General features: G+C 71.5%; 10 protein-coding genes. All 10 read left to right on the forward strand.

Annotated elements, in window-relative coordinates:
• The first annotated feature begins 40 nt into the window (after positions 1–40).
• On the forward strand, positions 41–421 hold the full coding sequence (locus HC362_RS24925) for a septum formation initiator family protein (RefSeq protein ID WP_243086388.1): 381 nt from the start codon (positions 41–43) through the stop codon (positions 419–421).
• The gene (locus HC362_RS24930) at positions 418–2,451 is read left to right on the forward strand and encodes a penicillin-binding protein 2 (protein ID WP_243086389.1); all 2,034 of its coding nucleotides are present in this window, start codon (positions 418–420) and stop codon (positions 2,449–2,451) included. Before HC362_RS24925 ends, HC362_RS24930 begins: the two co-directional genes overlap by 4 nt.
• A gap of 3 nt (positions 2,452–2,454) precedes the next feature.
• Positions 2,455–4,326: a UDP-N-acetylmuramoyl-L-alanyl-D-glutamate--2,6-diaminopimelate ligase gene (locus HC362_RS24935; protein WP_243086390.1), complete on the forward strand. Its 1,872-nt coding sequence runs from the start codon at positions 2,455–2,457 to the stop codon at positions 4,324–4,326.
• Positions 4,323–5,756, forward strand: a complete 1,434-nt coding sequence (gene murF, locus HC362_RS24940) for a UDP-N-acetylmuramoyl-tripeptide--D-alanyl-D-alanine ligase (protein ID WP_243086391.1) — start codon at positions 4,323–4,325, stop codon at positions 5,754–5,756. The genes HC362_RS24935 and murF overlap by 4 nt, the downstream gene beginning before the upstream one ends.
• Before the next feature lie 2 nt (positions 5,757–5,758).
• Positions 5,759–6,823: a phospho-N-acetylmuramoyl-pentapeptide-transferase gene (gene mraY / locus HC362_RS24945; protein WP_209264947.1), complete on the forward strand. Its 1,065-nt coding sequence runs from the start codon at positions 5,759–5,761 to the stop codon at positions 6,821–6,823.
• Positions 6,820–8,358 carry a UDP-N-acetylmuramoyl-L-alanine--D-glutamate ligase gene (gene murD, locus HC362_RS24950; protein ID WP_279240135.1) on the forward strand — a complete coding sequence of 513 codons (1,539 nt, stop codon included), beginning with the start codon at positions 6,820–6,822 and terminating at the stop codon, positions 8,356–8,358. Before mraY ends, murD begins: the two co-directional genes overlap by 4 nt.
• A 107-nt stretch (positions 8,359–8,465) precedes the next feature.
• Positions 8,466–9,803 carry a putative lipid II flippase FtsW gene (gene ftsW / locus HC362_RS24955; RefSeq protein ID WP_243086392.1) on the forward strand — a complete coding sequence of 446 codons (1,338 nt, stop codon included), beginning with the start codon at positions 8,466–8,468 and terminating at the stop codon, positions 9,801–9,803.
• A 6-nt stretch (positions 9,804–9,809) separates the two neighbouring features.
• Entirely contained in the window at positions 9,810–10,904 is a 1,095-nt protein-coding gene (gene murG / locus HC362_RS24960; protein WP_209264871.1) for an undecaprenyldiphospho-muramoylpentapeptide beta-N-acetylglucosaminyltransferase, read from the forward strand.
• A 52-nt stretch (positions 10,905–10,956) separates the two neighbouring features.
• Positions 10,957–11,823 carry an FtsQ-type POTRA domain-containing protein gene (locus HC362_RS24965; protein WP_243086393.1) on the forward strand — a complete coding sequence of 289 codons (867 nt, stop codon included), beginning with the start codon at positions 10,957–10,959 and terminating at the stop codon, positions 11,821–11,823.
• Positions 11,824–12,538: 715 nt separating this feature from the next.
• The gene (ftsZ, locus tag HC362_RS24970; RefSeq protein WP_243086394.1) at positions 12,539–13,783 is read left to right on the forward strand and encodes a cell division protein FtsZ; all 1,245 of its coding nucleotides are present in this window, start codon (positions 12,539–12,541) and stop codon (positions 13,781–13,783) included.
• The last annotated feature ends 10 nt before the right edge of the window (positions 13,784–13,793 follow it).

Below are 13,793 nucleotides of genomic sequence, written 5' to 3' on the forward strand. Positions count from 1 at the left end.
ACATGACCGCCCGCCGGACTAGGGAGACGAGGGAGGCGACATGACCGCACAGCAGCGCATCGCGCGGCTGGCCAGACTGATGCCCGCCGGGGGCTCCCCGGCGGCACGCGCCCCGTTCGTCCTGCTGGTGGTCCTGCTGCTGGGCAGCGGCATGCTGACGCTGCTGCTGCTGAACGCGTCCCTCAACAAGGGCTCCTTCCAGCTGGACAGGCTGCAGAAGGAGACCGAGGAGCTGACGGACCAGCAACAGGCACTCCAGCAGGAGGTCGACAGCTATTCGGCCCCCGAACGGCTGGCCAAGCGCGCCCGCGAGCAGGGCATGGTCCCCGGCGGCAACCCCGTCTTCCTCAGCCCGGACGGCACCGTGCGCGGCAAGCCGGACAGCGACAGCACCGACGGCACCGGGCAGGTGGACCCGTGACCGAGCGCTCCCGCGAGCCGGACCCCGGAGCGCGCAGGACCGGACGGCCGGCGGCGGACAAGGGCCGGACGGCCGAGCGGGGCCGGGCCACCGGTGCCCGCCGCGTGCCCCGTCCGGGCCGGCAGGGCTCCTCTTCCCGTACGTCCCGCTCCGGTACGTCCCAGAGCGCGCGGCCGTCGGCGGCGCGGCGCGGCGGTGGCTCGGGGCCCCCGCGCGGCGGCGGTCCTGCACCGCTGCGGCTGGTGAACCCCCGCCCCCGGCTGCGGCTGGTCGCCGTCGCGCTGACGCTGGTGATGCTGGCGTTCACCGCGCGGCTGCTCCAGGTGCAGGCCGTCGACGCGAGCGCGTACGCGGACAAGGCGGCCGTCAACCGCTACATCACCGTGCCCCTCGCCGCCGAGCGCGGCACCATCACGGCCAGGGACGGCTCAGCGCTGGCCAGCACGGTGGACGCCTACGACATCACCGCCGACCCGTATCTGCTCACCCCGGAGCAGACGAAGAGCAAGGACGCACCCGAGCGGGCCGCCGAACTTCTCGCCCCCCTGCTGCACAAGGACCGGGCCGAGCTGGCCGAGAAGCTCTCCGAGCCGGACACCCGCTATGTGGTCCTCGCCCGCCAGCAGACCCCGCAGACCTGGCGCAAGATCAAGAAGCTCAAGGGCAGCAAGCCCGACGTCCTCGCCGGGATCTACCAGGAGAAGCACGCCAAGCGCGTCTACCCGAACAAGGAACTGGCCGCTCCCGTGCTCGGCTTCGTCAACTCCGACGGCAAGGGCGGCGCCGGGCTCGAGGCGATGCTGAACGACAAGCTCGACGGCGAGAACGGCAAGATCACCTACGCCCAGTCGGGCGGCCGTCAGGTCCCCACCGCGGGCGTCCGCGAACAGCCGGCCAGGCCGGGCTCCGACGTGGAGCTCACCCTGGACCGCGACATCCAGTGGTCGGCGCAGCGGGCGATCTCCGACCAGGTGCGCAAGTCGCACGCCGACAGCGGTTACGTCATCGTCCAGGACACCAGGACCGGCCAGCTCCTGGCGATGGCCAGCGCGCCCGGCTTCGACCCGAACGACATCCGCGGCGCCAAGGTCGACTCCTTCGGCAACCCGGCGGTGCAGGACGTCTACGAACCCGGTTCCACCAGCAAGGTGATGTCGATGGCCGCGGTCCTGGAGGAGGGCAAGGCCACCCCGACCACGGCGGTCACCGTCCCCAACCGGCTCAAGCGGGCCGACCGCGCCTTCGCCGACGACATCGACCACCCCACCTGGCACCTGACCCTCAACGGCGTCCTGGCCAAGTCCAGCAACATCGGCACCATCCTCGCCACCGAGCAGCTCGGCAAGACGCAGAAGCAGGCCAACAAGGTGCTCTACCGCTATCTGCGCAAGTTCGGCATCGGCCGGCCCACCGGGCTCGGCTTCCCGGGGGAGACCAACGGCCTGCTGGCCAGGCCGGGGAAGTGGAGCGCCTCCCAGCAGTACACGATCCCCTTCGGCCAGGGCCTGTCCCTCAACGCCGTCCAGGCCGCCTCCATCTACTCCACCATCGCCAACGGCGGCGAACGGATCGAACCCACCGTCGTACGCGGCACCACGGGCCCCGACGGGCGCTACCGGCCCGCCGAGCCGCCCGAGAAGCGCCGGGTCGTCAGCGAGAAGACCGCCAGGACGCTCGCCCGGATGCTGGAGTCCGTGGTCTCCGACATGGAGGGCACCGGAACCACGGCCAAGATCCCCGGGTACCGCGTCGCGGGGAAGACCGGTACGGCCAACCGGGTGGACCCGAAGACGGGCCGCTACCACGGCTACACCGCCTCCTTCGCCGGCTTCGCCCCCGCAGACAAGCCCAGGATCACCGTCTACTGCGCTGTCCAGAACCCCAAGAAGGGCAGCTATTTCGGCAGTGACGTGTGCGGCCCCGTCTACAAGAAGGTCATGAAGTTCTCCCTCAAGACCCTGCAGATCCCCCCGACCGGGGCCGAGCCCGCGCGGCTTCCCGTGCTCGCGGGGAAGGGCCGGAACGACTGAGCCATGCACCACGTGAGAACGATCACTGACAGCGAGTACAACCCCTCGGGATCGGTTCCGCCGCGCCCCTCGCTTCGCGGGGCGGGGGCGGCGCCCGGTACGCTCACCGCCGTGCCACAAGCTGATCAGACCTCCCCCGAGTCCTTCCCGGGGCCGCCCCGCCCCCTGCGGGTCGAGCCCGTCCCGCTCGCGGAGCTGGCCCGACTGCTGGATGCCGAGGACGCCGGCGCTGCGGTGACCGGCCCCGCGGGCGCACCGGAAGGCGACGCCGCGCCGGAAGCCGGGCTGTCCGGCGTGTCCGTCACCGGCATCACCCACGACTCGCGAGCCGTGCGCCCCGGCGACATCTACGCCGCGCTGCCCGGCGCCCGGCTGCACGGCGCCGACTTCGTGGACCAGGCCCACAGCCTGGGCGCCGCCGCCGTGCTGACCGATCCGGGCGGCACCGAGCGCGCGGCGGCCACCGGGCTGCCGGTGCTGACGGTGCCCGACCCGCGCGGCCGGATGGGGAAGCTGGCCGCCGCCATCTACGGGACGCCCGGCGCGGACCTGCTCCAGATCGGCATCACCGGCACCTCGGGCAAGACGACCACCGCCTATCTGGTGGACGGCGGGCTTCGCAAAGCCGCCGAGAAGGACGGCGGACTGACGGGGCTGATCGGCACCGTCGAGTCGCGGATCGGCGACGAGCGGATCAAGTCCGAGCGCACCACGCCGGAAGCCACCGATCTTCAGGCACTGTTCGCGGTGATGCGCGAGCGCGGCGTCAGCTCGGTGGCCATGGAGGTCTCCAGCCACGCGCTGGTCCTCGGCCGGGTGGACGGCTGCGTCTTCGACGTCGCGGTCTTCAACAACCTCAGCCCCGAGCACCTGGACTTCCACCGTGACCTGGAGGACTACTTCCAGGCCAAGCGGCAGCTGTTCACCCCCGAGCGGTCGCGGGCCGCGGTGGTCAACTTCGACGACGACCACGGCTTCCGGCTGCTGGGCGAGCTGAAGGACGAAGGTTTCCCCGTCACCAGCTTCTCCGCCGAGGGCCACCCCGACGCGGACTGGCGGGCCGAGGACGTGGAGGTCGGCCCGCTGGGCTCGACGTTCACGGCGGTGGGGCCCGACGGCCAGAAGGTGCCCGCCGGCGCCCCGATCGCCGGGCCCTTCAACGTCGCCAACGCGCTGGCCGCGCTCACCGCGCTGGTCGCCGCCGGTATCGACGCGCACACGGCGGCCGAGGGCATCGCCGCCGTCCCCGGCGTGCCAGGGCGCCTCCAGCGGGTGGACGCAGGCCAGGACTACCTCGCCATCGTCGACTACGCGCACAAACCGGACGCCGTCGAATCCGTGCTCTACGCCGTCCGCAAGGTCACCGAGGGCGCCGTGCACGCCGTCCTGGGCTGCGGCGGGGACCGCGATCCGCACAAGCGGCCCGCGATGGGCGCAGCGCTGGCGCGGCTGGCCGACACCGCGGTGCTCACCTCCGACAACCCGCGCTCCGAGGACCCCCTCGCGATCCTCGCCGCCATGCTCGGCGGGGCCGCGGAGGTGCCGGCCCACGAGCGTGGCACCGTGCTGCTGGAGGAGGACAGGGCCGCCGCGATCCGCGCCGCCGTCGCCCGCGCCGAACCCGGCGACACCGTCCTGGTGCTGGGCAAGGGCCACGAGCAGGGGCAGAACATCGCCGGTGTGGTGCGCCCCTTCGACGACGTCCAGGTCCTGCACGAGGCCATCCGCGTCCGCGCGGCCGACCGACCCCAGGCTTCATCCGCTGCCGCCGCACCGGCGGCCGAGTCCCTGTCGTCTCCCTCCTACTCCCCGTCCTCCTCGTCCTCCTCGCCCACTTCCGTCGAGAACCACCGGACAGACAACCAGAACCGATGATCCCCCTCTCCCTCGCAGAGATCGCCGCCCTGACCGGCGGACGGCAGCACGACATAACGGACCCGGAAGCGCGGATCACCGGGCCGGTGGTGATCGACTCCCGGGAGGCGGGCCCCGGCGCGCTGTTCGCGGCGTTCGCCGGTGAGCGTGCCGACGGTCACGACTTCGCCGCCGGCGCCGTCTCCTCGGGCGCCGTCGCCGTGCTCGCCACCCGCCCCGTCGGTGTCCCGGCGATCGTCGTCGACGACGTCACCCGCGCCCTGGGCGCCCTGGCCCGGCACACGGTGCGGGAGCTGGGCACCCAGGTCGTCGCGCTGACCGGGTCCAGCGGCAAGACCAGCACCAAGGACCTGATCGCCCAGTTGCTGGGCCGGCTGGGTCCCACGGTGTGGCCGGAAGGCTCGCAGAACAACGAGATCGGCCTGCCGCTGACGGCCCTGCGCGCGGATACGGCCACCCGGCACCTGGTGCTGGAGATGGGCGCCCGCGGCATCGGCCACATCCGCTACCTCACCGAGCTCACCCCGCCCCGGATCGGCGTCGTCCTCAACGTCGGCACGGCCCACATCGGCGAGTTCGGCGGCCGCGAGCAGATCGCCCGGGCCAAGGGCGAACTGGTCGAGAACCTGCCGACCGCCGACGAGGGGGGAGTGGCGGTCCTCAACGCCGACGATCCGTACGTACGCGCCATGGCCGAGCGCACCCGGGCCCGGGTGCTGTTCTTCGGCGAGGCGCCGGAAGCGGACGTACGGGCGGAAAACGTGCGGTTGTCGGAACGCGGCACACCAGCTTTCACCCTTCACACACCTACCGGGTGCGGTGATGTGACCATGCGCCTGTACGGTGAGCACCACGTGTCGAACGCGCTCGCCGCGGCGGCCGTCGCCCACCAACTGGGCATGCCCGCTGGGGACATCGCCGACGCGCTCTCCTCCGCGAGCTCGCTCTCCCGTTGGCGGATGGAGGTCACCGAGCGCGCCGACGGCGTCACGGTCGTCAACGACGCCTACAACGCCAACCCCGACTCCATGCGGGCAGCGCTCAGGGCGCTGTCCGCCATGGGGGAGGCGGCGAAGGCCCGGGGGGGCCGGACCTGGGCGGTGCTGGGCGAGATGGCCGAGCTCGGCGACGATGCGCTCGCCGAGCACGACGCGATCGGACGGCTCGCCGTCCGGCTCAACGTCAGCAAGCTCGTGGCAGTCGGAGGCCGGGAGGCCGCCTGGCTCGACATGGGTGCCAAGAACGAGGGTTCGTGGGGTGAGGAGTCGGTGCATGTGTCCGGCACTGAGGCGGCCGTCGACCTGCTGCGCGGTCAGCTGCGCGCGGGAGATGTCGTACTGGTGAAGGCCTCCCGGTCGGTGGGGTTGGAGAAGGTGGCTGCCGCCCTTCTGGAGGACGGCTCCGGGGAGGGTGAGGGCTCCGCCCGATGACGATGAAGCAGATCCTCTTCTCCGGGGTCATCGGACTCTTCCTGTCCCTGATCGGGACCCCCCTGCTGATCAAACTGCTCGCCCGGCGCGGCTACGGCCAGTTCATCCGGGACGACGGCCCGCGCAACCACCACAGCAAGCGCGGTACCCCCACCATGGGTGGTATCGCCTTCATCCTGGCCACCGTCCTGGCCTACGTCCTCACCAAGCTCATCACGGGCGAGCAGCCCACCTTCTCCGGCGTGCTGGTGCTCTTCCTGTTCGCAGGTATGGGCCTGGTCGGCTTCCTGGACGACTACATCAAGATCGTCAAACAGCGCAGTCTGGGCCTGCGGGCCAAGGCGAAGATGGCCGGACAGCTCATCGTCGGCATCGCCTTCGCGCTGCTGGCGCTCAGCTTCGAGGACGCGCGCCAGCTCACCCCCGCCTCCACCAAGCTCTCCTTCACCCAGGACTTCGGCTGGGCCCTGCCACCGGTGCTGTTCGTGGTCTGGGCGCTGTTCATGATCCTGGCGATGTCCAACGGCGTGAACCTCACCGACGGCCTCGACGGTCTGGCGACCGGCGCCTCGGTGATGGTCTTCGGCGCCTATGTGTTCATCTGCGTATGGGAGTACCAGGAGTCCTGTGCGCACATCGCCACGGCGGGACCCGGCTGTTACGAGGTACGGGACCCACTCGACCTGGCCGTCGTCGCGGCGGCGCTGATGGGCGCCTGCTTCGGCTTCCTGTGGTGGAACACCTCGCCCGCGAAGATCTTCATGGGGGACACCGGCTCCCTCGCCCTGGGCGGCGCGCTGGCCGGCCTGGCCATCTGCTCGCGCACCGAGCTGCTGCTGGCGATCCTCGGCGGTCTGTTCGTGCTGATCACCATGTCCGTGGTGATCCAGGTCGGCTCCTTCCGGCTCACCGGGAAGCGGGTCTTCAAGATGGCCCCGCTCCAGCACCACTTCGAACTCAAGGGGTGGTCCGAGGTCCTTGTGGTGGTCCGGTTCTGGATCATCCAGGGCATGTGCGCCATCGTCGGCGTCGGCATCTTCTACGCGGGCTGGGCGGCGAGCAAGTGAGCACCGAGGACGCGACGAACCGTACGAACCTGACGAAGCTCTCCGAGGAGCTGTCCGGCAAGCACGTCACCGTCGCCGGGCTCGGCGTCAGCGGTATGCCGGCCGCCAAGGTGCTGCACCGCCTCGGTGCCCGGGTCACGGCGGTCAACGGCGGCGACGGCGAGGGGCCGCGCCGCCAGGCGGCCGAGCTGGAAGCGCTCGGGATCGGCGTCCGGCTCGGTGACGACCGCACGCTCCCCGAGGGCACCGAGCTGATCGTCACCACCCCCGGCTTCAAGCCCACCAGTCCGCTCTTCCAGGCCGCGGCCGAGGCCGGCGTACCGGTGTGGGGAGATGTGGAGCTGGCCTGGCGGCTGCGCGGGCCGGAAGCGCCGCCGTGGCTGGCGGTCACCGGCACCAACGGCAAGACCACCACCGTGCAGATGCTCGCCTGCATCCTGCGCGCCGCGGGACTGCGGACGGCCGCGGTCGGCAACATCGGGGTCTCCCTCATCGACGTCGTCCTGGAGCAGGAGCCCTACGACGGCCTCGATGTGCTCGCCGTCGAACTGTCCAGCTACCAGCTGCACTGGGCGCCCAGCCTGCGCCCGCACTCCGGCGCGGTCCTCAACCTCGCCCCCGACCACCTCGACTGGCACGGCTCGATGGAGGCGTACGCCGCCGCCAAGGGCCGCATCTACGAGGGCAACCAGGTCGCCTGCGTCTACAACGCCGACGACCGGGGCTGCGAGCCCGGCGTGCCCCGCACCGAGGACCTGGTGCGGGCGGCCGACGTGGTCGAGGGAGCGCGTGCCATCGGCTTCACCCTCGGCACCCCCGCGCCCTCCCAACTCGGTGTGGTCGAGGGCGTACTGGTCGACCGGGCCTTCGTCGCCGACCGGCAGCAGCAGGCACAGGAGCTGGCCGAGACGGGCGACATCACCCCCGCAGCGCCGCACAACATCGCCAACGCGCTCGCCGCCGCGGCGCTGGCCCGCGCCTTCGGCGTACCGCCCGTGGCCGTACGCGACGGACTGCGCGCCTTCAGCCCGGACGCGCACCGCATCACCCACGTCGCCGAGGTGGGCGGCGTCTCCTACGTCGACGACTCCAAGGCCACCAACACGCACGCGGCCGAGGCCTCGCTGGCCGCCTACGAGTCGATCGTGTGGATCGCGGGCGGACTGGCCAAGGGCGCGACGTTCGACGAACTGGTCGCCGCGTCCGCGCCCCGGCTGCGCGGCGTCGTGCTGATGGGCGCCGACCGGGAGCTGATCAGGCAAGCCCTGGCGCGACACGCCCCCCAGGTGCCGGTGGCCGACCTCGACCGCACGGACACTGGGGCGATGGCGGAAGCCGTCCGGGAGGCGACATCGCTGGCGCGGCCCGGCGATACCGTACTGCTGGCCCCCGCGTGCGCCTCGATGGACATGTTCGTCAACTACAACGCGCGAGGCGACGCGTTCGCCGAGGCGGTCCGGGCCCTCGCCGCCGACGGGCCGCACAGCGGCCGAGCAGGCCACAGCGAGCCCGCCGAAGGCAACAGCGAGCACTGACCCCGTCCCCGCCGGCCGAGGACGCGGGCGAGACGGAGGGGATACGGATGACGGCGCGACCCGCCAAACCGCCCACGCCCCGGCGCGCGCGCAGCCAACCCGCGCCCATGCGTCCGCCAAGGCGCCTCGGCAGCCCCGGGGGCACCTCGGCGCCCCAGCGGCTCTACGCCCGCGCCAAGCGCGCGTGGGACCGCCCGTTGACGGCGTATTACCTGATTTTGGGCGGCAGCGCGCTCATCACCGTCCTGGGCCTGGTGATGGTCTTCTCCGCCTCGCAGATCCAGGCCCTCCAGTCCGGGCTGGCCTCCACCTACTACTTCCGCAAGCAGTTGGTGGCCGCGGTCCTGGGGGCCGGGCTGCTGCTGGCCGCCTCCCGGATGCCGGTACGGCTGCACCGGGCGCTGGCCTACCCGCTGCTGGTCGTCTCGATCTTCCTGATGTGCCTGGTGCAGGTGCCCGGTGTAGGGCAGGAGGTGAACGGCAACCAGAACTGGATCCATCTGGGCGGCCCGTTCCAGCTCCAGCCCAGCGAGTTCGCCAAGCTGGCCCTCGTGCTGTGGGGCGCGGACCTGCTCGCGCGCAAGGGCGACAAGAAGCTGCTGACCCAGTGGAAGCATCTGCTGGTGCCGCTGGTACCCGTCACGCTGCTGCTGCTCGCGCTCATCATGCTCGGCGGCGACATGGGCACGGCCCTGATCATCGCCGCCGTGCTGTTCGGGCTGCTGTGGCTGGCCGGCGCCCCCACCCGGCTGTTCACCGGGGTGCTGGTGGCCGCGCTCACGGCCGCCGCGCTGCTGGTCACCTCGAGTGCGAACCGGATGTCGCGGCTCCGCTGCATCGGCGCGACCGATCCGGGCCCCGACGACCAGTGCTGGCAGGCCGTGCACGGAATCTACGCGCTGGCCTCCGGCGGCTGGTTCGGTTCCGGACTGGGGGCGAGTATGGAAAAATGGGGCCAACTCCCCGAACCCCATACCGATTTCATCTTCGCCGTGACCGGGGAGGAACTCGGACTGGCGGGGACGCTGTCGGTACTCGCCCTCTTCGCGGCTCTAGGCTATGCGGGTATCCGCGTGGCCGGACGCACGGAGGAACCCTTCGTGAGGTATGCCGCGGGAGGTGTGACGACGTGGATCATCGCGCAGGCGGTGATCAACGTGGGTGCGGTGCTCGGTCTGCTGCCGATCGCCGGGGTCCCCCTCCCGCTGTTCTCCTACGGTGGGTCAGCCCTGCTGCCGACGATGTTCGCTGTCGGACTGCTGATCGCCTTTGCGCGCAGCGACCCGGCGGCACGCGCTGCCCTGGCCGTGCGACAGCCCGCCCTGTGGCAGCGCACGTCCCGGGGAGGGCTGGCAGGGGTGCTGCGGAAGGGGAGTGCCCCCGGCCGGAAGAGAGAGAAGACGATGAGACGGCGCGCCGGAAGGCCGCCGTCCGGAGAGCGGTGAAACAGCGTGCACGTCGTACTCGCCGGTGGGGGGACCGCCGGCCACATCGAGCCCGCGCTCGCCCTCGCGGACGCCCTGCGCAGGCAGGACCCGACCGTGGGAATCACGGCCCTCGGTACCGAGCGCGGCCTGGAGACGCGGCTCGTGCCGGAGCGCGGTTACCAACTCGAGCTCATTCCGGCCGTTCCGCTGCCGCGCAAACCCACACCCGAGCTGATCACCGTGCCCGGGCGGCTGCGCGGCACCATCAAGGCAGCCGAGCAGATCCTGGAGCGCAACAAGGCCGACTGCGTCGTGGGCTTCGGCGGCTATGTGGCGCTGCCCGGCTATCTGGCCGCCAAGCGGGCCGGTGTGCCGATCGTCGTGCACGAGGCCAACGCCCGCCCGGGGCTCGCCAACAAGATCGGCTCCCGTTACGCGCACGGCGTGGCCGTCTCCACGCCCGACAGCAAGCTGCGGGGCGCGCGCTACGTCGGGATTCCGCTGCGCCGCTCCATCGCGACCCTCAACCGCGCCGCCGTACGGCCCGAGGCGCGGGCCGCCTTCGGGCTGGCTCCCAACCTGCCCACGCTGCTGGTCTCCGGCGGCTCGCAGGGCGCGCGCCGGCTCAACGAGGTCGTCCAGCAGGTCGTTCCGCCCCTGCAGCGCGCGGGCATCCAGGTCCTGCACGCGGTCGGCCCCAAGAACGAACTCCCCCACGTGGACCACATGCCCGGAATGCCGCCCTATGTGCCGGTACCGTATGTGGACCGGATGGACCTCGCGTACGCCGCGGCCGACATGATGCTCTGCCGCGCGGGCGCGATGACCGTGGCGGAGCTGTCGGCCGTCGGGCTGCCGGCCGCCTATGTCCCGCTGCCGATCGGCAACGGCGAACAGCGGCTGAACGCCCAGCCGGTCGTCAAGGCGGGCGGTGGACTCCTCGTCGACGACGCGGAGCTGACCCCGGAGTGGATCAAGGAGAATGTGCTCCCGGTCCTCGCCGACCCGCAGCGGCTCACCGCGATGTCGCGCGCGGCGGCCGAGTTCGGCCGTCCGGACGCCGATGAACTGCTCGTCGGCATGGTGTACGAGGCGATCGCCGCGGGCCGCCGGGGCTGACCCGGCGCGGCAGCGGCAGCGGCGCCGAGAACCGGAAAGCAGGGTGGTCCTTGTGGTCAGAGCTGCCAGAGCCGTCAGGGCGACGAACCGGACCGCCGAGCGGGGCAGGGGTGCCGGCGTCACGGTCGGCACCCGGCCCCGGCCCCGGCCGCGCGCCGGAGCCGGTGGCCGTGACCGCCGGGAGCCGGTCCAGCCGGGACCGTCCGGACCGCGGCTGCGCCGCAGACGTCTGCTGGCCCTGCTGCTCCTGATCGCGGTGGTGCTGTGCGGCTTCGGCAGCTGGGCGCTGTACGGCTCACCGTGGCTGCGCGTGGAGAGCGTGTCCGTCACCGGCAACCGGGTGCTGACCGACTCCGAGGTCTCCCGCGCGGCGGCGGTCCCCACCGGCGAGCCGCTCATCTCCGTGGACAAGGCGGCCGTACAGCGCCGCGTACGCCAGGAACTGCCCCGCGTGCGCCAGGTGACGGCCGAACGGTCGTGGCCGCACGGCATTGCGCTGACCGTGACCGAAAGACGTCCTCAACTCGTCATGGAGTCGGCCGGGAATTACGTGGAAGTGGACTCCCAAGGCGTGCGATTCGCCACAGTCGGCAAGCCGCCGAAAGGCGTTCCGCTTCTCGTCCTGGAGCCGCGGAAACCGGCGGGCAAGCGCTACTTCTCGGCGACCCGGCTGCGCCGGGAGGCGGCAAGGGTCACAGACGCCCTCCCCGATTCCGTCCACCGGGCCACCCGCTCCGTACGGGTCCGCTCCTACGACGACATCAGCCTGGAGCTGACGGGCGATCGCACGGTGCGGTGGGGAAGCGCGGAGCACCGCAAGGCGAAGGCCGAAGCGCTCGTGGCACTGATGAAAGCGGCAAAGGACGCCGACCACTTCGACGTCTCGGCGCCCAGCGCCCCGGCGGCTTCGGGCAGTTAGCCGCGGCTGGCCCGCCTGCCGTACCGCTTCCGGACACGTTCCGCGAGCGGCCGCGCAGCCGGACAACCCCCGTGCGGTCCGGACGGATTCGTGAGCCGGACCCTTCCGCACCGTTCCGTCCTCGCCTCCGCCGCGTTGTACCGGTTGCTAACCGCCGTACCTCCAGCCGGGTTCGGCGAACGGCTGGACTCCACCGTTCCATGGCCGCGTCGGTTGACCCGGGCTGCTCGTCATGATCAGGCTGATGTTCTCGCCGGGAGCCGACTGTCCCAGTTGACGGGCATCGCTGCTGGTGAGCACCCTGGACGGCCGCTGCTCGGTCTTCCGTGCAGGGTCCTGCGTTCCGCGGGGGGGCAACCCCCGCGGCCCCGGCCGGGATCGGCGAAGGGGCGCGGGCATCCCGTGCGGTGGACGGCGTTGTGGCCGGGGTTCGGCGAACGGCTGGAGCCTCCTTCGCCTGTGGCCGTGTCAGTTGACGCGTATCGCCGCTGGTGAGCACCCTGGATGGCTACTGCTCGGTCTGATCACATAGGGTGAAAAGAAAAACGGGAGGTTCGGCGTGTTCGTTGAACACCCAGCACTTGTCGACTTAGTGTCCGTTGCGAAGAGTCCAAGTAAGACAGGCACTGGTAACCCTAAACTTCACACTTAGGGTTCGGGTCGGCGTTCGAACCGCCCCACAGGGATACGTAACTCGAGGCGAGAGGCCTTCGACGTGGCAGCACCGCAGAACTACCTCGCAGTCATCAAGGTCGTCGGTATTGGCGGCGGTGGCGTGAACGCCATCAACCGGATGATCGAGGTCGGTCTCAAGGGCGTCGAGTTCATCGCGATCAACACTGACGCGCAAGCCCTGTTGATGAGCGACGCCGACGTCAAGCTCGATGTGGGCCGCGAGCTGACTCGCGGCCTCGGCGCCGGCGCCAACCCGGACGTCGGCCGCAAGGCAGCCGAGGACCACCGCGAGGAGATCGAGGAGGTCCTCAAGGGGGCCGACATGGTCTTCGTGACCGCGGGCGAGGGCGGCGGCACCGGCACCGGCGGCGCGCCCGTCGTGGCGAACATCGCCCGCTCGCTCGGCGCCCTCACCATCGGTGTCGTCACCCGTCCCTTCACCTTCGAGGGCCGCCGCCGGGCCAACCAGGCCGAGGACGGCATCGCGGGGCTGCGCGACGAGGTCGACACCCTGATCGTCATTCCCAACGACCGACTGCTGTCCATCTCGGACCGCCAGGTCAGCGTGCTGGACGCCTTCAAGTCGGCGGACCAGGTGCTGCTCTCCGGTGTCCAGGGCATCACCGACCTCATCACCACCCCTGGCCTGATCAACCTCGACTTCGCCGACGTCAAGTCCGTGATGTCCGAGGCCGGATCGGCCCTGATGGGCATCGGCTCGGCGCGCGGGGACGACCGCGCGGTGGCCGCCGCCGAGATGGCCATCTCCTCGCCGCTGCTGGAGGCGTCCATCGACGGGGCGCGCGGCGTACTGCTGTCCATCTCCGGCGGCTCGGACCTCGGGCTGTTCGAGATCAACGAGGCGGCCCAGCTGGTGAGCGAGGCCGCGCACCCCGAGGCGAACATCATCTTCGGCGCCGTCATCGACGACGCGCTCGGCGACGAAGTGCGGGTCACCGTCATCGCCGCCGGGTTCGACGGCGGACAGCCGCCCTCCAAGAAGGGGGAGAAGGCGCTCGGCCAGTCGTCGTCCGCCTCCTCCGCCGCGCCCTCCTACAAGGACGAGCCGTCGGCCGCCTCGCCCGACCCGGAGCCCGAGCGGCCCTCGTTCAGCGGTCTCGGTTCGGTCGCACCGCCGCGCGAGGAGGACACCCCGCCCCGCCCGGAGCCCGCTCCGGTCAGCGAGGTACCGCCGCCTCCGGCCGCCACCCCGCAGGTGCCGCCGGCGCGCCCGTACCACGACAGCCAGGCGGAAGAGCTGGATGTACCGGATTTCTTGAAGTGAACAGCCCGAA

The organism is Streptomyces sp. 891-h, from assembly GCF_022760275.1.
In the GTDB taxonomy this organism is placed as follows: Bacteria; Actinomycetota; Actinomycetes; order Streptomycetales; family Streptomycetaceae; genus Streptomyces; species Streptomyces spirodelae.